This is a genomic window from Micromonospora sp. WMMD1076 (assembly GCF_029581475.1).
Lineage (GTDB): Bacteria > Actinomycetota > Actinomycetes > Mycobacteriales > Micromonosporaceae > Micromonospora > Micromonospora aurantiaca.
The window spans coordinates 3,023,998-3,041,943 of the sequence record NZ_CP120862.1 but is presented as its reverse complement, the minus strand read 5'-3'; the positions used below and the strand labels follow the sequence as shown (position 1 = coordinate 3,041,943).

The following is a 17,946-nucleotide window of genomic DNA, read 5'->3' as shown; positions in this document are numbered from 1 at the left end:
TCAGGCCTCCTTCACACGCGGGTTGCGGGCGGTGCCCGGCTCGGCCGACCGGGCCGGCAGCGCCCGGCCCAGACCGCTGACCCGCGGCGACAGGAACGCCCGGGTCCGGGCGAACATCGTCATGATCGGGTGGCGGAAGAGGAACACGACGACCAGGTCGAGCACGGTCGCCAGACCGAGCGCGAAGGCGAAGCCCTTCACCGCACCGACCGACACGATGTAGAGCACCACTGCGGACATCAGCGTGATGGCGTTCGCCGAGATGATCGTCCGGCGGGCGCGGATCCAGGCACGCGGCACCGCGCTGCGTGGACTGCGGCCCTCCCGGATCTCGTCCTTCAGTCGTTCGAAGTAGATGACGAACGAGTCCGCCGCGACGCCCAGCGAGACGATCATGCCGGCGATGCCGGCGAGCGTGAGCGTGAAGCCGATCGACCGGCCGAGCACCACGAGCGCGCCGAAGACCAGCAGCGCGGAGAGCACCAGGCTCAGGAAGATGACCGAGCCGAGCAGCCGGTAGTAGAAGAACGAGTAGATGATGACCAGCAGCATGCCGATGCCCGCGGCCAGCAGACCCGCCTTGAGGTGGCTGTCGCCGAGCGTCGCGGTGACGTTCTGCTGCTCCTGCGGCTCGAACGTCACCGGCAGCGCGCCGTAGCGGAGCTGGCTGGCGAGCGCGTTGGCGGTCTTGTTGTCGAAGTTGCCGGTGATCTGCGAGTCACCGGTCAACACGCCCTGGATCTCCGGGGACGAGACGATCTTGTTGTCCAGCACCACGGCGACCCGGCACTTGCCGTCCTGGCCGAGCGCGGTCTGGTCGCAGGCCTGGCCCTCGTTGGTGAACGCCTCGCGGGTCAGCGCGGTCCACTTCTCCTGGCCGCCGCCGGTGAAGTTGAGGCTGACCACCCAGGAGCTGGTCTGGTCGAGCTGGGCGGAGGCGTTCTTGACGTCGGTACCCAGCACCTTGGCCACGTCGAGCAGGTACTTCGCGCCGGACTCGCAGGCGACGGCCTTCTGCTTCTCGTCCTTGATCGAGGCGGCCGGGCGCTTGTCGAGCTGCGCACAGGTGATGGTCGGGACGTTGAACTGCATCTCCACCGGCAGGACGGCGATCTCCTGCGGGGTGAGCGTGCCGAACGGCTTGAGCTTGTCGGCCAGCGACGGGTCGGTGGTCAGGTCGGCCGGGGCCTGCAGGCCCGAGGCGGCGGCCCAGGCGGCCGCGCCGACCTTCTGCTCGACGGCCTTGCGCTGCTGCTCGATGCTCTGCGGCACCGGCTCGGCGCTGGCGCTCGGGCTCGGCGCGACGGTGCTCGGCGAGGCCGACGGGGACGCGGAGGCGCTGGCGCTCGGCGTGGGGGCCATGCCGCCCTGCCCGCCGGCGCTCGGCGACCCGCTCACCTTGGGGCTCGTGCTCGCCTTGGGCGACGCGCTGCCCGACGGCGTCGGGCTGGCGGCACCGGACGGGGTGGCGCTCGGGACCGGCGCGGGCGCGGCGGCGGCGCCGCTGCCGTCGGTGGCCTTGAGCACCTTGCGGAAGCGCAGCTCGGCGGCCTCACCGACGTCGGTCAGGTCGCGGTTCTGGCCGGGCAGGGAGATGACGATGTTGCGGTTGCCCTCGGTGACCACCTCGGCCTCGGCCACGCCGTAGCCGTTGACCCGGCTCTCGATGATCTGGCGGGCCTCCTCGAGGTTGCCGGCGGTCGGGGGCTTGCCGTCCACCGTGTTGGTGGCCTCGAGCGTCAGCCGGGTGCCGCCGACGAGGTCCAGGCCGAGCCGGGGCTCCAACCGGTCCTTCCAGCCACCGCTGGCGCCGCCCGAGAAGAACACCAATAGATAGAGGACGACGAAGATGAACCCGAGCACGGCGAGCTGCCGTCCGGGCCGCATCTGTCCCTGAGGTGGTGCCACGGCTGTCCTGTCTCCCTGTACGGTCGCGCCGCTTCCACGGCGGCGACAACTGTCGGGCCGGGGGTGTCCGCCCGACTGCTCCGGCGGGTCGGCACCGGAGGACGGCACGCCGGCTGGTGCACGGCGCGGGGGCGCCGCACGGCCCGGCCGGATGCCGGCGCCGCGCGCCGACCCCAACTATCCACTTGTACGGATGAATCCGCTGCCCCGTCCGGGACGGATGGTCACTCCTTGACCGGCTCGGCTTCCTCGGTGATCGTCTCGGCCGCCGGCGCCTCGGCGCGCTTGATCACCCGCGCGACGGCGGGGCGGGCGTACCGGGTCTGCACGCCCGGGGCGACCTCGAGCAGGACCGTCTCGTCCTCGACCGCGGTGACAGTGCCGTGCAGGCCGCCGATGGTGACCACCTCGTCGCCCGGCGAGAGGGCGGCCTGCATCTGCTCGGCCTCGCGGCGGCGCTTCTGCTGCGGACGGATCATCATGAAGTACATGACGACGAAAAGCAGAGCGATCATGAGGATCGGCGTCAGACTGCCGGCTCCCCCGCCACTCGCTGCTGCGTAAAGCACGGTGTAGACCTTCCGGTTGGCGTCCGCCCCGGCGCCGTAGGGCGCCGCAGCGGAAGCGGATTCTCACGTCCTGTACAAACCGCGGCGAAGTCTAGTCCCTGCTCCTGAGAAGACCGAATGCGGCACAGATCACGAACGGATCACGGCTGGTCGGTCTGCACCGAGAACAGATCGGGCCCCGGAGGGACATCCGCACCAAATGTACCATTCGGGGGCGTGCGGCCCAGATGGCGCCAGGCGGCCTCGGTCGCCACCCGCCCGCGCGGGGTCCGGGCCAGCAGCCCGGCCCGGACCAGGAACGGCTCGCAGACCTCCTCGACCGTGTCCGGCTGCTCGCCCACCGCCACGGCGAGCGTGGACAGGCCCACCGGGCCGCCCCGGAAGGAGTCGACGAGCGCGGTCAGCACCGCCCGGTCGAGCCGGTCCAGGCCCAGCGCGTCCACGTCGTAGACGGTCAGCGCGGCCCGCGCCGTCTCCAGCGTCACCACGCCGTCGGCACGCACCTCGGCGTAGTCGCGGACCCGGCGCAGCAGCCGGTTGGCGATACGCGGGGTGCCCCGGGACCGGCCGGCGACCTCCGCCGCGCCGTCCGCGGTGATCGGCACGCCGAGGATCCGGGCCGACCGGTGCAACAGCGTCTCCAGGTCGGCCGGCGCGTAGAAGTCGAGGTGCGCGACGAACCCGAACCGGTCGCGCATCGGACCGGTCAGCAGGCCGGACCGGGTGGTGGCGCCGACGAGCGTGAACGGCTCCACGTCGAGCGGGATGGCGGTGGCACCCGGGCCCTTGCCGACCACCACGTCGACACGGAAGTCCTCCATGGCGCTGTAGAGCAGCTCCTCGGCCGGCTTGGCGATCCGGTGGATCTCGTCGATGAACAGCACGTCGCCCTCGGCGAGGCTGGTCAGGATCGCGGCCAGGTCGCCGGAGCGCTCGATGGCCGGACCGCTGGTCACCCGGAGGCCCGTGCCCAGCTCGGCGGCGACGATGTTGGCCAACGTCGTGTTGTGCACCACGAAGTCGTTCACCGTGAAGGTGTGGTCGCCGTCGACGGTCAGGCACCGGCACTCCTGCAGGCCCACCGCCTCGACGGAGGCCACCCGGTCGGCGGCGAGCCGTTCGTCGAATCGATCTCGGCGCGGCATCCACTCGGCGAGCCGCCGACCCCGCTCACCGATCACCGTCACACGCTGCGCGAACCGCGCCACGTCGTCCTGGCTGGTGACGCTCAACCGCCAGGACTCGTGCGGCCGACCCTGGTAACGCCCGCGCTTGAGCTTGAGCCGTGACTGAACACCGAGCCGCAACAGCAGGTGTTGTACGTCCTCCAGCAGCCCTCGTGAAACGCTGTAGAACTCGACGACCACGTCGTACCGGTCACGTCCCCGGCGGCTCACCGTGCCGTCGCAGGCGAAGTAGGCGCCGAGAAACGCCGACACCTGCCAGGCGTCACCCTCGAACACGAAGTCGGGCACGCGCTTCTGCCACGCGTTCTTTCCGAGCAGTCCGTGTTCGGCCAGCCAGGGCTGAAGACCCGAGATGCGGACCAACGAACTGCGGGCACTGTTGGGCCGGGTCACGTGACTGTGCCCGAGCCGGTCACAAACAGACCGGAAGTCGGCCAGCACGTCCTCGTCGCCCCCCGTGAAGGTGACCTGATTCGTCGTGCATCCGTCGCCGACGAGATAGCCGGCGAGCTTGTACTCGGCGACGTCCTGAACGGCGTCCGCGACCAGTTCCGGGCACAGGACGTTGGCGACGAAGTCGCGGTCGGTGAGATCTCCCGCCTTCGTCCAGCCCTCGGTGGTCCAGAACGGGTGGTCGGGTGCCGCGACGACGTCCCGCCCGCTCGTGGTCCGGATCCGGACCGACTCCAGTTCACCCTGCTCGTGCACAGCCAGCACGGTGGCGCCCGCCCCGGTCCGGGTGATGACCCGGTCACCCACCTCGATGTCACCGAGCCGACGCCGTGATCCGTTCTCCAACAGGACCAGAGCCTCCACGGACACCGGCTTGCCGAGGCCAGGCGGCCCCGAGAGGAGGATGTGGTCGGGCGGGGAGCCGCGCCGCATCGCGCCCTGCAACAGCAGGTCGAGCTGGTCGCGGACGCGGTGCTGGGCGATGAACTCGTCCAGCCGCTTCGGGCGGACGCTGGCCTCCGCGTCCCGCTCGGCGTCGTTCACGTACGCCGAGACCAGGTTCTCCCCGGTCACCGGGTCCGGCCCAGGAGGCGGATCGCCTGCTTGAGCAGCACCGGCACCGGCGGGGTGTCACCGTCGACGGTCTCCGCCACCGCGGCCACCGCCTGCTCGGCCTGCGCCGCCGTCCAGCCGAGCCCGACGAGGGCCTGGCGGACCTGCTCCGGCCAGGCGCCCCCGGTCACCCCGGCCGCGCCGTCGGCGCCCACCGGCACCGGGCCGACCCGGTCGCGCAGTTCCAGCACCAGCCGCTCGGCGCCCTTCTTGCCGATGCCCGGCACCCGGGTCAGCGCCGCCGTGTCGGCGTTGGCGATGGCCTTGCGGACCGCGTCCGGCGTGTGCACGGCGAGCACCGCCTGGGCCAGCCGGGGACCGACCCCGCTGGCGGTCTGGAGCAGCTCGAACAACTGCTTGGCGTCGTCGTCGGCGAAGCCGTAGAGGGTGAGCGAGTCCTCCCGGACCACAAGGCTGGTGGCGAGCCGGGCGGGCTGGCCCACGCGCAGGTCGGCGAGCGTGCCGGGGGCGCACTGCACGGCCAGGCCGATGCCGCCCACCTCCACCACCGCGTGATCCGGGCCGGTGGCGGTCACCGTGCCGCGTACGCTCGCGATCATCGCGTCCCTCCTCGTCGGGCCCGTTGCGCGGCCGCGGCCAGCTTGGACCGGGTGCCGCCGCGCCACACGTGACAGATGGCCAGCGCCAGCGCGTCGGCGGCGTCGGCCGGCTTCGGCGGCTCGGGCAGCCGCAGCAGACGGGTGACCATGGTGGTCATCTGCTTCTTGTCCGCCTGACCCGAGCCGGTCACCGCCGCCTTCACCTCGCTCGGCGTGTACGTCGTCACCGGCAGCCCGGCCCGGGCCCCGGCGAGCACCGCGACGCCGCTGGCCTGCGCGGTGCCCATCACGGTGCGGACGTTGTGCTGGCTGAACACGCGCTCCACCGCAACCGCGTCCGGCCGGTGCTCGGCGACCAGGTCGGTGAGCGAGCGGTCCAGGTGCAGCAGGCGCAGCGCGAGGTCGTCCTCCGGGTCGGTGTAGACCACGTAGTAGGCCACGAGCGTGCAGGTTCGGCCCGGCACGCCCTCGACCACGCCGACCCCGCACCGGGTCAGCCCCGGGTCGACGCCCAGCACGCGCACGCCGCCTCCTCCCCGAGCCGCCAGCAGTACGTGTGTTCGACACACCCTACTGGTGCCCGCCGACACCGGGACGGGCGGACACGCCGGGCGCGGGCGGTGACGCGGCGCACCACACACGCGGGCGGTGGAGTATGTGTCGCCGCCCCATGTGCCAGGGGGCACCCGGCTCGTACGTTCATGCGCCATGACGGCAGAACCCGTGGCGGTCCCCCACGTCGTACACGTCGACCTGACCGGTCGCACCGCGCTGGTCACAGGTGGTGGCGGCGGCATCGGACGGGCCTGCGCCCTGCGCCTGGCGGCGGCCGGCGCGACGGTAGTGGTGCTGGACCGCGACGTGACGGCGGCCGAGACGGTGGCCGCCGAGACCGGCGGCCGGGCGGTGGGGGTCGATCTGGCCGACCCGGCGGCTGTGGACGCGCTCGACGTCGACGCCGACATCGTGGTCAACAACGCCGGGCTGCAACACGTCGCGCCGGTGCAGGACTTCCCGGTCGAGCGCTTCGAGTACATCCAGCGGGTGATGGTGGAGGCGCCGTTCCTGCTGATCCGCCGCGCGCTGCCCCGGATGTACGCGAACGGCTGGGGCCGGGTCGTGAACATCTCCTCGGTGCACGGGCTGCGCGCCTCGCCGTTCAAGGCCGCGTACGTCTCGGCCAAGCACGCGCTGGAGGGCCTGTCCAAGGTGGTGGCGCTGGAGGGCGCCGCGCACGGTGTCACCGCCAACTGCATCAACCCGGCGTACGTGCGCACCGCGCTGGTGGAGAGCCAGATCACCGACCAGGCGGCCACCCACGGCATCGGCGAGGACGAGGTGGTCGAGAAGATCATGCTGGCCCGGGCGGCGATCAAGCGGCTGATCGAGCCGGCGGAGGTGGCCGAACTGGTGGCGTACCTGTGCTCCCCACCCGCCGCGTTCCTCACCGGCACCTCGATCGCCCTCGACGGGGGCTGGACGGCGAACTAGTGGGCGCGCGCACAATGTCGGTCATGTCGTCGCCGGTCGAGTTCCTGGAGTTGCTGGCGCGCGAGGCCGCCGCGGTCGAGTTCGAGGGCCCGCTGGTGGCCGCGCGCGCCGCCGGCCTGCCCGCCGAACGGCTGGCCGAGCTGGAGCAGGCGAAGGTGGTGGCGCTGCGGGTACGGGCCCTGCTGGCCCGCCGGCGCCGCCGGGAGACCGAGCTGTCCGGCCTGTACGACACCGCGAGCGACCTGGCCGGCCTGCGCGACCTCGACGACGTGCTGCGCGCGATCGTGCACCGGGCGCGGATCCTGCTCGGCACGGACGTGGCGTACATGACGCTCAACGACGACGAGCGCGGCGACACGTACATGCGGGTCACCGACGGCTCGATCTCGGCCCGGTTCCAGCGGCTGCGGCTGGAGCTGGGCGACGGGCTCGGCGGGCTGGTCGCGCAGACCGGCACCCCGTACGTCACCTCGAACTACCAGGAGGACGAGCGGTTCCGGCACACCGGGGAGATCGACGGCGGCGTGGGCGAGGAGGGCCTGGTGGCCATCCTCGGCGTGCCGCTGCGGCTGGGGTCCAGCGTGATCGGCGTGCTGTACGCGGCGAACCGCTCGGCCCGGCCGTTCGCCCGCGAGGAGGTGTCGTTGCTGGTGTCGCTCGCGGCGCACGCGGCGGTGGCGATCGACACCGCGCGGCTGCTCGCCGAGACCCGGGCGGCGCTGGCGGAGCTGTCCGCGGCGAACAGCACCATCCGGGCGCACAGCAGCTCGGTGGAGCGCGCCGCCGCGGCGCACGACCGGATGACGGCGCTGGTGGTGCGCGGCGGCGGGATGGAGGACGTGGCGGCGGCGGTCACCGAGGTGCTCGGCGGGGCGCTGCTGGCGCTGGACGCCGAGGGCCGTCGGCTGGCCCGGGTCGGTGAGATCGAGGAGCCGGAGCGGGCCGACATCGTGGAGGCGGTGGCCGCGTCCCGTACCGAGGGGCGCAGCGTACGCCGGGGCCCGCTCTGGTACGCCGCGGTGGTGGCCGGCGCGGAGAACCTGGGCGCGCTGGTGCTGCGCCCGGACGACGAGCTGGTCGACGCCGACCAGCGCATCCTGGAGCGGGCCGCGCTGGTGACCGCGTTGCTGCTGCTGTTCCGCCGGACCGTGGCCGAGGCGGAGGGACGGGTACGCGGTGAGCTGCTGGACGACCTGATCGCCCGGCCGCTGCACGACGCCGACGCGCTGCGCGCGCGGGCCCGCCGGATCGGAGTGGACCTGGACGCCCCGCACGTGCTGGTGGCGATCGGCGACGACGCGTTCGCCGAGACCGGCTCGGCCCGGCAGCGGGTGCTGTCCTGGGCCACCACGTACGCCTCGACCCGGGGTGGCCTGGCCGCGGCGCGCGACGGACGGGTGGTGCTGATGCTGCCCGGCCACGACGCCGGCGGTGCGGCCCGCGCGGTGGCCCGGGACCTGTCCCGGGTGACCGGCCGCCCGGTGACCGCCGGGGCGAGCGGGCCGTCGACCGGTCCGGCGTCGCTGGCCGTCACGTTCGCCGAGGCGGAGCGCTGCCTGTCCGCGCTCGGCGCGCTGGGCCGGGCCGGGCAGGGGGCGAGCACCACCGAGCTGGGTTTCGTCGGGCTGCTGCTGGGCGCGGTCGGTGACGCCGGGGACCGGGACGTGGCCCGGTTCCTCGCCACGACAGTGGGGCCGGTGCTGGACTACGACGCCCGGCGGGGCACGGCGCTGGTGAAGACGCTGGAGGCGTACTTCGGGGTGGGCGGCAGCCTGGCCCGGGCCGCCGAGCAGCTGCACGTGCACGTCAACACGGTCACCCAGCGGCTGGAACGGGTCGGGCACCTGCTCGGGGCGGACTGGCAGCGGCCGGAGCGGGCGCTGGAGGTGCAGCTCGCGCTGCGCCTGCACCGGCTGCGCACGCCCGCCCGCTGAGCGGCGGGCGACGGCCCGACCGGGCGGGCCGACCGGCCCCGGTCAGCGGACGCGCAGGCCGTCCAGGACCGTGTCCACGATCCGCTCGGGCAGCATCCGCTCGTCGCGCTCGGGGTGCCAGCGCAGCATCCGCTGGGTGAGCATCGGCGCGGTGAGCAGCGACATGGTCACCTCGACGTCGAGGTCGGCGCGCAGCTCGCCCCGCTCGATCCCGCGGCGCAGCACCTCGCGCATCGCCGCGCGCCGGGGCTCGATGATCGCCTCGTACGCCTGCCGGTGGGCCGAGCTGCGGTTCACCTCCGGCACCAGGCAGGGCATGATCTTGCGAACGCGGGGGTCGGCGTGCTGGCCCACCGCGCCGACGAGCACCACCAGGTCGTCGCGGACGGAGCGCCCGTCGGTGCGCGGCGCGGGCCCCTTGAGCGTGCGCAACGCGTCCAGCAGCAACGCGTCCTTGCCCGGCCAGCGGCGGTAGATGGTGGCCTTGCCGACCCCGGCGCGGTTCGCGATCGCCTCGATCGACAGCGACTCGATGGTGCTGCCCTCGGCCAGCAGGTCGAGGGTGGCGTCGACGATCGCCTCGTCCGCGCGGGTGCTCCGCGGTCGCCCGGGCGACCGCGGAACATCCGCCGTGGAAGTCATGTCAGACATTGTCCACGAACCTACGCGGTACCGGCCAACTCCCTGTCGGTGACCGGCGCCGCGTCGGGGGCGACGACCGGCCGGCCCGGCATCCAGCGCAGCACGATCACGATGCCGAGTGCGGCCACCACCGCGGAGGCGCCCGCCGCCCAGTGCATGGCCGAGACGAACGAGTCGTTGGCCGCGTCGATCAGTCGCGGCCCGTCGGGGCCGAGCCGGCCGGCGACCGCGTACGCCCCGGACACCGACTCGCGGGCCGCGTCGCGCACCGGAGCGGGCAGGGCGGCCACCGCCGGGCCGACCTGGTCGCGGTAGACGGCGGAGAGCACCGAGCCGAGCACCGCCACGCCGAGCGCACCGGCCACCTGGCGCACGGTGTTGCTGACCGCGGAACCGACACCGGCCTTCTCCCGGGGCAGCGAGGACATGATCGACTCGGTGGCCGGCGGCATGATGTTCGCCATCCCGGCCCCCTGGACGAAGCCGAGCGCCGAGAAGATCCAGATCGGGGTGTCCGCGTCGATGAGGACGAACGCGGCGAGCGCCACAGTGGTGAGCAGCAGCCCGACGGCCGCGACCGCCCGGCCGCCGTAGCGGCGGACCATCGCCGCGCTGCGCGGCGCGAAGATGAGCTGGGCCGCGGCGAACGGCAGGAACAGCAGGCCGCTCTCCAGCGGGCTGTAGCCACGCACGAGCTGGAGGTAGAACGCGCCGAAGAACATCACGCCCATGGCGGCGAAGAAGACCAGCCCGACCAGGGCCACCGGCGCGGCGAACCGGGGCACCCGGAACAGCCGTACGTCCAGCGACGGGTGGTCGCTGCGCAGCTCGTGGGCGACGAACCAGCCGAGCACCGCGAGGCCGCCGAGCACCGCCACCCAGACCTGCGGGCGGGCGAAGCCGTGCTCGCCGCCGTCGATGATGCCGTAGGTGAGGGCGACCAGGCCGACCACCGAGAGCAGCACGCCGAGCAGGTCGACCCGGCCGGGCTTCGGGTCGCGGGACTCGGGGACCAGCGCCGCGACGAGCGCCACGCCGAGCACCACCACCGGCACGTTGATCAGGAAGACCGAGCCCCACCAGAAGTGCTCCAGCAGCGCGCCGCCGAGCACCGGGCCGATCGCCACCGCGAGGCCGACCGCGCCGGCCCAGACGCCGATCGCCTTGGCGCGCTCGCGCGGGTCGAAGACGTTGGAGATGATCGAGAGCGTCACCGGCATGATGGCCGCGCCGCCGACACCCATCAGCGCGCGGGCCGCGATGAGCTGGGCCGGGTCCTGCGCGTACGCGGACAGCAGCGAGGACAGGCCGAACAGCGCCAGCCCGAGGATCAGGAAGCGGCGGCGGCCGAGCCGGTCACCGAGCACGCCGAAGGTGAACAGCAGTCCGGCGAAGACGAGCGTGTAGGAGTTGATCGCCCACTCCAGCTCGCCCTGGGTGGCGCCGAGGCCGTGCACCGGGTCGGCCAGGGTGCGCAGCGCGACGTTGAGGATGGTGTTGTCGAGGACGACCACGAGGAGGCTGATCACCAGCACCCCGAGGATCGCCCACCTCCTCGGGTGTCCGGTGTTCTCGTGTGGTTCCACGTCCGTGCTCCCCCCGGTTCCCCGCGTCGGAATACGATACGGGTCAGACTCGTAACGGAGCCGAGCGTAGGTGAGCGGGTTTCGATACGGAACGGGTTCGTATCGAATGTGTCTCAGGTCACGCTGGCGGCCCGGCCGCCAGCGCCAGCCGCAGCAACGCGTCCCGCCCCGGCAGCAGCCGCCGTACGCCGGACAGCCGCCCCGCCCACCGCGCGCCGGCCGCGATCCGCTGCGTGGGCCGCCGGCGTCGCCTGTCGTACGCGCGCAGCGCGGCCGGCACGTCGCCGGCGTCGCGCAGGCAGTCGGCGAGCGCCACCGCGTCGATCAGCGCCTGGCAGGCGCCCTGCCCGAGGTCCGGCGTCATCGCGTGCGCGGCGTCGCCGAGGCCGCCCGGGCACGGCTGGCCGGCTGGGGGGAGCCGCTGCTCGCCACGCTCGGCTCGGCCGATCCGCCGGCTCACTTCCGCATGCTGCTGGCACTCGTCGACGGGCTGCTCGGCAACCAGCTCGCCTCCCCTGATGCCGGCTTCGACCCGGAGCCGGCAGTCGCCACGCTGCTGCGCGGATTCCGCACCGGCTGATCCTGCTCGCGCCCGGTGTCAGTCCCCCGTGTCAGGAGCCGGTGTCAGGTGGCGCCTCCGGCGGCCAGGCAGGCAAGCGTCGCCTCGCCGAGCGTGGTGAGGCGCTGCGGGACGGCCGAGGAGGGCGGGAACGGCTCGATCCACCCCGGACCGGCGGCGAGCACGCGTACCCCGGGCAGGTCCCGCCGCAGACGGACCAGGCGGTACGCGCGGCCGGTCAGCGGCGTCTGCGACCAGACCACCACCACCCGCGGACGGACCCGGGCCACGGCACTGGCCAGCGCGGACCAGGGCAGCGCCGGGCCGAGGTGCAGCGCGCCCCGGCCGCGTTCGCGCAACGCCGCGGCGAGCGCGTGCAGCCCGAGGCAGTGCGTCTCGTTCTCGGCGCCCGCGAGCAGCACGCCCTGGGCGGGAAGCGGCCCGGACGGCTCACGGCCGAACACGTCCAGGCCGACGCGTACCCCCTCGGAGAGGGCGTGCTCGACGGCGATCTCGGCGGCGCTGTCGCCGCGCAGCGTGCCGAGCAGCGGCAGGCAGACCTGTTCCCAGGCGGACACCACCCCGGCCTCGGCAGCCAGGTCGAGCACCAGCCCGGCGACCCGGTTGTCGTCCAGGTCCTCGGCGGCGGCGGTCAGCCGTTTGCGGGCCGTCTCGGCGGCCCCGGCCGGCATGTTCTCGGTCAGCAACTGACGTACCCCCGGGTAGCTCTCCTACCCGGGGGTTCGTCCGCACGGCCCGATCCGGATGCGCCGGCGGCGAATCCGGCCGGAGCCCGGTCAGTCCGGGAACGTGACGACCCAGCGGGCGCCCTCGCCGCGGGCCAGCCGCTCCAGCGCCGCGGGCGCCTCGGTCAGCGGCACCGTGCCGCTCACCAGCGGTCCCAGCTCCAGGTCACCGGCGGCGAGCTCGGCAGCCAGTTCCGGCACCTCCCGGTCCGGATCGGTCGAGCCGTACACCGAGGAGCGCAGCGTGCGCGCGGAGTGGAAGATGTCCAGCGCGGAGAGGCTGAGCATGTCGTCCCTGCCGCCCATGCCGACAACGGTGACCGCTCCCCCGCGCCGCGTCGCCCGCCAGGCGGCGCGGATGGTGACGGACCGGCCGACGCACTCGAACGCGTGGTCCACGCCGCGCCCGTCGGTGCGGGCCCGGATCTCCTTGCCCAGCCGGTCGTCGGAGCGCAGGAAGCCGGTGGCCCCGGCGGCGAGTGCCAGATCCCGCTTGGCCTCCACCACGTCGACGGCGAGGATCGGCGCCGCGCCGGCCCGCCGCGCGGCGGTCAGCACGGCCAGGCCCACTCCGCCGAGCCCGATCACCGCCACCGACTCGCCGGGTGCGACCCGCGCGGTGTTGCGGACCGCGCCGACGCCGGTGAGCACCGCGCAGCCCAGCAGCGCGGCCTGCTCCGGCGGCAGTCCGGCGGGCACCGGTACGGCGGCGTGCTGCGGCACCACCACCTCCTCGGCGAGCGCGCCGAGCCCGAGCGTGGCCTGAAGGGGCTCACCGGCTGCCGTCTCACCCCGTGGTGTGGACGGGTTCGGGTTGGCGGCGCAGAGCCACGGTTCGCCCTGCCGGCAGTGCCAGCAGTCGCGGCAGGCCGGCGCCCAGTTGAGCACCACAGGCGTGCCGGCCGCGAGCGTCGTACCGGGCCCGGCCTCGGCCACCACGCCCGTCGCCTCGTGCCCCAGCACCAGCGGGTACGCGGGCGCCAGCGTGCCGTCCACCATGGCCAGATCGGAGTGGCAGATGCCGGCGGCGCGGATGCGTACCCGCAGCTCACCCGGGCCGGGCGCGGGCAGGCGTACCTCCTCGACCGCCGGGGTGGCGCCCCGGCCGCGTACCACGAGCGCCCTCACCGCTGGATCGCCTTCAGCTCGGTGAACTCCTCCACGCCGTACGCGCCCAGCTCACGGCCGAGACCGGACTGCTTGTAGCCGCCGAACGGGGCGAGCGGGTTGAACGCGCCGCCGTTGACGTCCACCTGGCCGGTACGCATCCGCCGGGCCACTGCCAGCGCCGCGTCCTCGTCGGCGGACCAGACCGCACCGGCCAGCCCGTACCGGGAGTTGTTGGCGACGGCGACCGCCTCGTCGGTGTCGGCGAACGGGATCACCGCGAGCACCGGCCCGAACACCTCCTCCTGGGCGAGTGCGCTGTCCGGGTGCACGTCGGCGAAGACGGTGGGCGCGACGAAGTGGCCCCGCTGCGGCAGTGGCGCGTCCGGGCCACCGGCGACGAGCCGGGCGCCGTCGGCGAGCGCCCGGTCCACGTGGTCGCGTACCCGCCGGGCCTGCGCGGCGGAGGCGAGCGGGCCGAGCCGGGTGGCCGGGTCGAACGGGTCGCCGAGCCGGTAGCCGGCCACCGCCGCCGCGACCAGGTCCAGGGCCTCGGCGTAGCGGTCGCGGTGTACGAGCATCCGGGTCCAGGCGGTGCAGGTCTGCCCGGAGTTGAGCAGCGCGTTGCCGACGCCGACCTTGACCGCGGTGGGCAGGTCGGCGTCGGCCAGGATGACGTTCGCCGACTTGCCGCCGAGTTCGAGCGACACCCGGGCGATCCGCTCGGCGGCCAGGTGGGCGATGCGCCGGCCGGTGGCGGTGGAGCCGGTGAACGAGACCAGGTCGACGCCGGGGTGCGCGGCGAGCGCCTCGCCGGCCACCGGGCCGGTGCCGGGCACCAGGTTCACCACACCGGGTGGCAGGCCGGCGTCGGTGATCGCGTCGAACAGCAGGTACGCGGTCAGCGGCGTCAGCTCGCTGGGCTTGAGCACCACCGTGCACCCGGCGGCGAGCGCGGGCGCGACCTTGGCGACCACCTGGTGCAGCGGGTAGTTCCACGGGGTGATCGCGCCGACCACGCCGACCGGCTCCCGGACGACGAGCGAGTTGCCGACCGTGTGCTCGGCCGCAGGGCGGGCGGCCAGGTCGACCATGCTCCGCAGCACCGTCAGCGGCAGGCCGGCCTGGACCCGGGTGGCGAGCTTGAGCGGGGTGCCCAGCTCGGTCGCCACGGTGCGGGCGATCTCGTCGGCGCGGGCGGCGAGCGCGCTGTGCAGCCGGTCCAGGTGCGCCGCCCGCTGCTCGGGGGTGGTGGCGGCCCAGCCGGGGAACGCGGCGCTTGCGGCGGCGACCGCGCGGTCCACGTCGGCCGGTGCGCCGGCGGGCACCTCACCGACGATGCTCCCGGTGGCCGGGTTCTCCACCGGGATGGTGTCGTCCGACGACGGGTCGGCCCAGTCACCGGCGACGTGCAGGTGGCGGCGCGTCAGCAGGGCGGGAGGGGCGGCGAGATCCATGGCGTCCTTCGGGGGCGGCGGAAACTAGCGGTGGGAGTTTCGACGCTACTCCGGACCGCCGGCCCGCTCCAGCGGGGCGACGGTGGCCGCGTACTCGGCGGTGAGCCCGTGCAGCAGCGCGTCCAGGCCGAGCGCGAACGCGCCCTCGTCCACGCTGCGCTGGTGACCGGCGAGCCGGTGCGCCTGGTTGAGGTGCGGGTGCGCCGCGTAGAGCGACGGGTCCTCGACGAAGCCACGGGCGAACGAGCCGAGCGCGGACCCGGCCACGAAGTAGCGCATCGCGGCACCGATGTGGGTGGCCCGCGCGGGCGGCCAGCCGGCCCGGACCAGCGCGCCGTAGACCGCGTCGGCCATGGCCAGCGCGGCCGGACGGCGGCCCGGCCCCTGCGCCAGGTACGGCACGATGTTCGGGTGGGCGGCCAGCGCGGCCCGGTACGAGCACGCCCAGCGGCCGAGCGCGTCCCGCCACTCGTACTCGTCGAAGACGCCGATGTCGACTGTTGCCGCGACGCCGTCGGCCACCGCGTCGAGGATCTCCTCCTTGGTGGCGAAGTGGTTGTAGAGCGACGGGCCGCGGACGCCGAGCGCGGCGGCGAGCCGCCGGGTCGAGAGCGCGTCCAGCCCGTCGGCGTCGATCAGCGCCAGCGCGGTCTCGACGATCCGGTCGCGGGTGAGCAGGGCCTGTCGGGGTCGGGGCACCTGGTCATCATCCTCCCTTCGACATCGGGTCTGGACGCGGTAAAACTTACAGCGCTAGTTTAGAGCCAGTCGACCTGAGGGGGCACCGTGGACTTCGCACTGTCCGACGAGGAACGCGCGATCCGGGACACCGTTCGCACGTTCGTCACCCGCGAGGTGATGCCGCTGGAGGCGGAGGTGCTGCGCCGCGAGCGCGCCCACCAGCCCGGCCTGGACCGCTCCGAGCTGCGCGAACTCCAGCTCGAGGCGAAGAAGTTCGGCTTCTGGGGCCTGGCCACGCCGGAGGAGTACGGCGGGATGGACCTGCCGGCGGTCGTGCAGTCGCTGATCTGGACCGAGCTGGGCCGCAGCTTCGTGCCGTTCCGCTTCGGTGGCGAGGCCGACAACATCCTGTTCCACGCCACCGAGGAGCAGAAGCGCGAGTTCCTGATCCCCACCATCGAGGGCGAACGGATCTCCTGTTTCGCCATCACCGAGCCCGGCGCGGGCTCCGACGCGGCGAACATCAAGCTGCGCGCCCGCCGCGACGGCGACGACTGGGTCCTCGACGGCGAGAAGACGTTCATCACCAACGGCAACGACGCCGACTTCGCCATCGTGGTCGCGGTGACCGACCCGGAGAAGGGCGCCCGCCGCGGCGGCGCGACAGCGTTCCTGGTGGACCGCGCGATGGGCTGGCGGTCCGAGTTCATCCAGACCATGGGCGAGGGCGGCCCCGCCTCGCTGATCTTCGACGGCGTACGGGTGCCGCACCGCAACATCCTCGGCGAGATCGGGCAGGGCTTCACGCTCGGCATGGAGTGGATCGGCAAGGGCCGCTACACCATCCCGTCACACGCCATCGGCATCGCCGAGCGCGCCCTCCAGATGGCCGTCGACCACGCCAACACGCGGGAGACGTTCGGCGCGCCGATCGCCACCAACCAGGCCATCCAGTGGATGATCGCCGACTCGGAGACCGAGCTGGAGGCGGCCCGCTGGCTGATCCTGCGCTCGGCCTGGACCGTCGACCAGGGCCTCGACCCCCGGCACGCCTCCTCCATGGGCAAGCTCTACGGCGCCGGCATGGTCAACCGGGTGGTGGACCGGGTGCTCCAGATCCACGGCGGCATGGGCTACACCCGTGAGCTGCCGATCGAACGCTGGTACCGGCAGGTCCGGCTGTACCGGATCTTCGAGGGCACCGACGAGATGCAGCGGCTGATCATCTCCCGCGACCTGCTGCGCGGCTACACGAAGATCGGCGGCCACCTGGCCTGAGCGGTCAGCCGGTCAGCGCCTCGACCGCCCGGTCCACGTCCGCCTCGGTCGTGTAGAGGTGGAACGAGGCGCGCACCCGGCCGGCCCGCACCGCCGCGCGCACCCCGGCCCGGGCCAGCCGCTCCTGCGCGTCCGGCACGTCCACGGTGACGATCGCGCTGTCACCGGGCGGGCGGCCCAGCCCGGCCAGGAACCGGTTGGCCAGTCCCACGTCGTACGCGCGCACCGCCTCCGGGTCCAGGTCGGCGAGCAGTTCCAGCGCCGGAGCCGCCCCGGCGTAGCTCATCCAGGCCGGGGAGATGTCGAAACGCCGGGCGTCGTCGGCCAGGCGTAGCGGCAGTCCGTAGTAGGAGGCGTGGGGATCGCGTCCGGCGTACCACCCGGCCGCGTCCGGGCGCATCCGCTCGCGCAACGCCGGGGCCAGGTAGGCGAAGGCCGCGCCGCGCGGCGCCATCAACCACTTGTACGCCGCCACCACCACCGCGTCCGCCCGGTCCGCCGCGAACGGCAGCCACCCGCACGCCTGCGTCGCGTCGGCCACCACGAACGCGCCGTGCGCCCGGGCCGCCGCGACGATCTCGTCGTACGGGAGCACTGTGCCGTCGGCGGACTGCACCACGCTGAACGCCACCAGATCGGTGTCGGCGTCGATCGCGTCGACCAGGCCGGCCAGCGGCACGGTGCGTACCCGCACGCCGCGGTCCCGCTGCACCAGCCACGGGAACAGGATCGAGGTGAACTCGGTCTCGGGCACCACCACAGTCGCGCCCGCCGGCAGCCCGGCCGCGATCGGTGCGACGAGTTGGGACGCGCTGGCGCCGATGCTCACGTCGGCGACGTCCACACCGGTCAGCCGGGCGAACGCGGCCCGGGACCGGTCCACCGACTCCTCCCACACCTCGAACGACACCCGCCCGGTCCGCCAGTCGGCGAGCAACCGCTGCACGGCGTCCCACACCGGCTCCGGCGGCAGTCCGTAGGTGGCCGTGTTCAACCAGCCCGGCTCCGGCTGCCACAACTTCCGCGCCTGCTCCAGCTCCACAACCCGACGCTAGCCACCCTCGCCCCCACCCCGACACCGCCAATCCCACCCGCGTGGCCCCACCCCCGGCTCCCGGACCCCGCGATCTTGCACTTTCGGCCCCGGCAATTGGTGCAAAGCCGCGAATCGCAGGG

15 protein-coding genes and 4 pseudogenes are annotated in these 17,946 nt (G+C 73.7%); 4 read left to right on the top strand and 15 right to left on the bottom strand.

Features of this window, described 5'->3' with window-relative positions:
- From secD to ruvC, 7 genes and pseudogenes are all read right to left on the bottom strand, one after another.
- Positions 1–1,908 carry a protein translocase subunit SecD gene (secD, locus tag O7622_RS14690; RefSeq protein WP_282313867.1) on the bottom strand — a complete coding sequence of 636 codons (1,908 nt, stop codon included), beginning with the start codon at positions 1,906–1,908 and terminating at the stop codon, positions 1–3.
- A gap of 224 nt (positions 1,909–2,132) precedes the next feature.
- The gene (gene yajC, locus O7622_RS14685; protein ID WP_135239395.1) at positions 2,133–2,477 is read right to left on the bottom strand and encodes a preprotein translocase subunit YajC; all 345 of its coding nucleotides are present in this window, start codon (positions 2,475–2,477) and stop codon (positions 2,133–2,135) included.
- A 140-nt stretch (positions 2,478–2,617) separates the two neighbouring features.
- Positions 2,618–3,604, bottom strand: a pseudogene (ruvB, locus tag O7622_RS14680) (Holliday junction branch migration DNA helicase RuvB); the annotation flags it as partial.
- A 69-nt stretch (positions 3,605–3,673) separates the two neighbouring features.
- A pseudogene (locus tag O7622_RS29235) lies at positions 3,674–4,372 on the bottom strand (LAGLIDADG family homing endonuclease); the annotation flags it as partial.
- A 117-nt stretch (positions 4,373–4,489) separates the two neighbouring features.
- A pseudogene (locus O7622_RS14670) lies at positions 4,490–4,690 on the bottom strand (Holliday junction branch migration DNA helicase RuvB); the annotation flags it as partial.
- Positions 4,687–5,289 carry a Holliday junction branch migration protein RuvA gene (ruvA, locus tag O7622_RS14665; RefSeq protein WP_282313866.1) on the bottom strand — a complete coding sequence of 201 codons (603 nt, stop codon included), beginning with the start codon at positions 5,287–5,289 and terminating at the stop codon, positions 4,687–4,689. The gene ruvA and the pseudogene O7622_RS14670, both read right to left, overlap by 4 nt.
- Positions 5,286–5,813: a crossover junction endodeoxyribonuclease RuvC gene (gene ruvC, locus O7622_RS14660; RefSeq protein WP_282313865.1), complete on the bottom strand. Its 528-nt coding sequence runs from the start codon at positions 5,811–5,813 to the stop codon at positions 5,286–5,288. Before ruvC ends, ruvA begins: the two co-directional genes overlap by 4 nt.
- 184 nt (positions 5,814–5,997) lie before the next feature.
- Here ruvC and O7622_RS14655 point away from each other — a divergent pair, with 184 nt between their 5' ends.
- The gene (locus O7622_RS14655; RefSeq protein WP_282313864.1) at positions 5,998–6,780 is read left to right on the top strand and encodes a 3-hydroxybutyrate dehydrogenase; all 783 of its coding nucleotides are present in this window, start codon (positions 5,998–6,000) and stop codon (positions 6,778–6,780) included.
- 14 nt (positions 6,781–6,794) lie between these two features.
- Positions 6,795–8,714, top strand: coding sequence for a helix-turn-helix domain-containing protein (locus O7622_RS14650; protein ID WP_282314142.1), 1,920 nt, complete (start codon positions 6,795–6,797; stop codon positions 8,712–8,714).
- Positions 8,715–8,756: 42 nt separating this feature from the next.
- On the opposite strand, the gene O7622_RS14645 is transcribed toward O7622_RS14650, so the two are convergent.
- The 3 genes and pseudogenes from O7622_RS14645 to O7622_RS14635 all read right to left on the bottom strand — a co-directional run.
- Positions 8,757–9,365, bottom strand: coding sequence for a TetR/AcrR family transcriptional regulator (locus O7622_RS14645; protein WP_282313863.1), 609 nt, complete (start codon positions 9,363–9,365; stop codon positions 8,757–8,759).
- 11 nt (positions 9,366–9,376) lie between these two features.
- The gene (locus tag O7622_RS14640; protein WP_282313862.1) at positions 9,377–10,942 is read right to left on the bottom strand and encodes an MFS transporter; all 1,566 of its coding nucleotides are present in this window, start codon (positions 10,940–10,942) and stop codon (positions 9,377–9,379) included.
- Positions 10,943–11,060: 118 nt separating this feature from the next.
- Positions 11,061–11,336: pseudogene (locus O7622_RS14635) on the bottom strand (FAD-dependent monooxygenase); the annotation flags it as partial.
- Between O7622_RS14635 and O7622_RS14630 the strand changes: the two are divergent.
- Positions 11,274–11,522: a hypothetical protein gene (locus O7622_RS14630; protein WP_348774077.1), complete on the top strand. Its 249-nt coding sequence runs from the start codon at positions 11,274–11,276 to the stop codon at positions 11,520–11,522. The pseudogene O7622_RS14635 and the gene O7622_RS14630 overlap by 63 nt on opposite strands.
- Positions 11,523–11,566: 44 nt before the next feature.
- On the opposite strand, the gene O7622_RS14625 is transcribed toward O7622_RS14630, so the two are convergent.
- From O7622_RS14625 to O7622_RS14610, 4 genes are all read right to left on the bottom strand, one after another.
- A complete protein-coding gene (locus tag O7622_RS14625; protein ID WP_282313861.1) occupies positions 11,567–12,208 on the bottom strand; it encodes a transcriptional regulator in 642 nt (213 codons plus the stop codon).
- Between the two features lie 90 nt (positions 12,209–12,298).
- Positions 12,299–13,375 carry a zinc-binding dehydrogenase gene (locus O7622_RS14620; RefSeq protein ID WP_282313860.1) on the bottom strand — a complete coding sequence of 359 codons (1,077 nt, stop codon included), beginning with the start codon at positions 13,373–13,375 and terminating at the stop codon, positions 12,299–12,301.
- Positions 13,372–14,811, bottom strand: a complete 1,440-nt coding sequence (locus O7622_RS14615) for an aldehyde dehydrogenase family protein (RefSeq protein ID WP_282313859.1) — start codon at positions 14,809–14,811, stop codon at positions 13,372–13,374. The genes O7622_RS14620 and O7622_RS14615 overlap by 4 nt, the downstream gene beginning before the upstream one ends.
- Positions 14,812–14,856: 45 nt before the next feature.
- Positions 14,857–15,510: a TetR/AcrR family transcriptional regulator C-terminal domain-containing protein gene (locus tag O7622_RS14610; RefSeq protein ID WP_282313858.1), complete on the bottom strand. Its 654-nt coding sequence runs from the start codon at positions 15,508–15,510 to the stop codon at positions 14,857–14,859.
- 87 nt (positions 15,511–15,597) lie between these two features.
- Between O7622_RS14610 and O7622_RS14605 the strand changes: the two genes are divergently transcribed.
- On the top strand, positions 15,598–16,770 hold the full coding sequence (locus O7622_RS14605; RefSeq protein ID WP_282313857.1) for an acyl-CoA dehydrogenase family protein: 1,173 nt from the start codon (positions 15,598–15,600) through the stop codon (positions 16,768–16,770).
- A gap of 4 nt (positions 16,771–16,774) precedes the next feature.
- Here the strand turns inward: O7622_RS14605 and O7622_RS14600 are convergent, their stop codons facing one another.
- Positions 16,775–17,812, bottom strand: a complete 1,038-nt coding sequence (locus tag O7622_RS14600) for an aminotransferase class V-fold PLP-dependent enzyme (RefSeq protein ID WP_282313856.1) — start codon at positions 17,810–17,812, stop codon at positions 16,775–16,777.
- Positions 17,813–17,946 lie beyond the last annotated feature (134 nt).

What these genes read in the sequence shown, in the direction of transcription:
- O7622_RS14655 (WP_282313864.1), top strand. Translation starts at nt 5,998, where the DNA reads ATGACGGCAGAACCCGTGGCGGTCCCCCACGTCGTACACGTCGACCTG.
- O7622_RS14615 (WP_282313859.1), bottom strand. Translation starts at nt 14,811, where the DNA reads ATGGATCTCGCCGCCCCTCCCGCCCTGCTGACGCGCCGCCACCTGCAC.
- O7622_RS14650 (WP_282314142.1), top strand. Translation starts at nt 6,795, where the DNA reads ATGTCGGTCATGTCGTCGCCGGTCGAGTTCCTGGAGTTGCTGGCGCGC.
- O7622_RS14645 (WP_282313863.1), bottom strand. Translation starts at nt 9,365, where the DNA reads ATGTCTGACATGACTTCCACGGCGGATGTTCCGCGGTCGCCCGGGCGA.
- ruvA (WP_282313866.1), bottom strand. Translation starts at nt 5,289, where the DNA reads ATGATCGCGAGCGTACGCGGCACGGTGACCGCCACCGGCCCGGATCAC.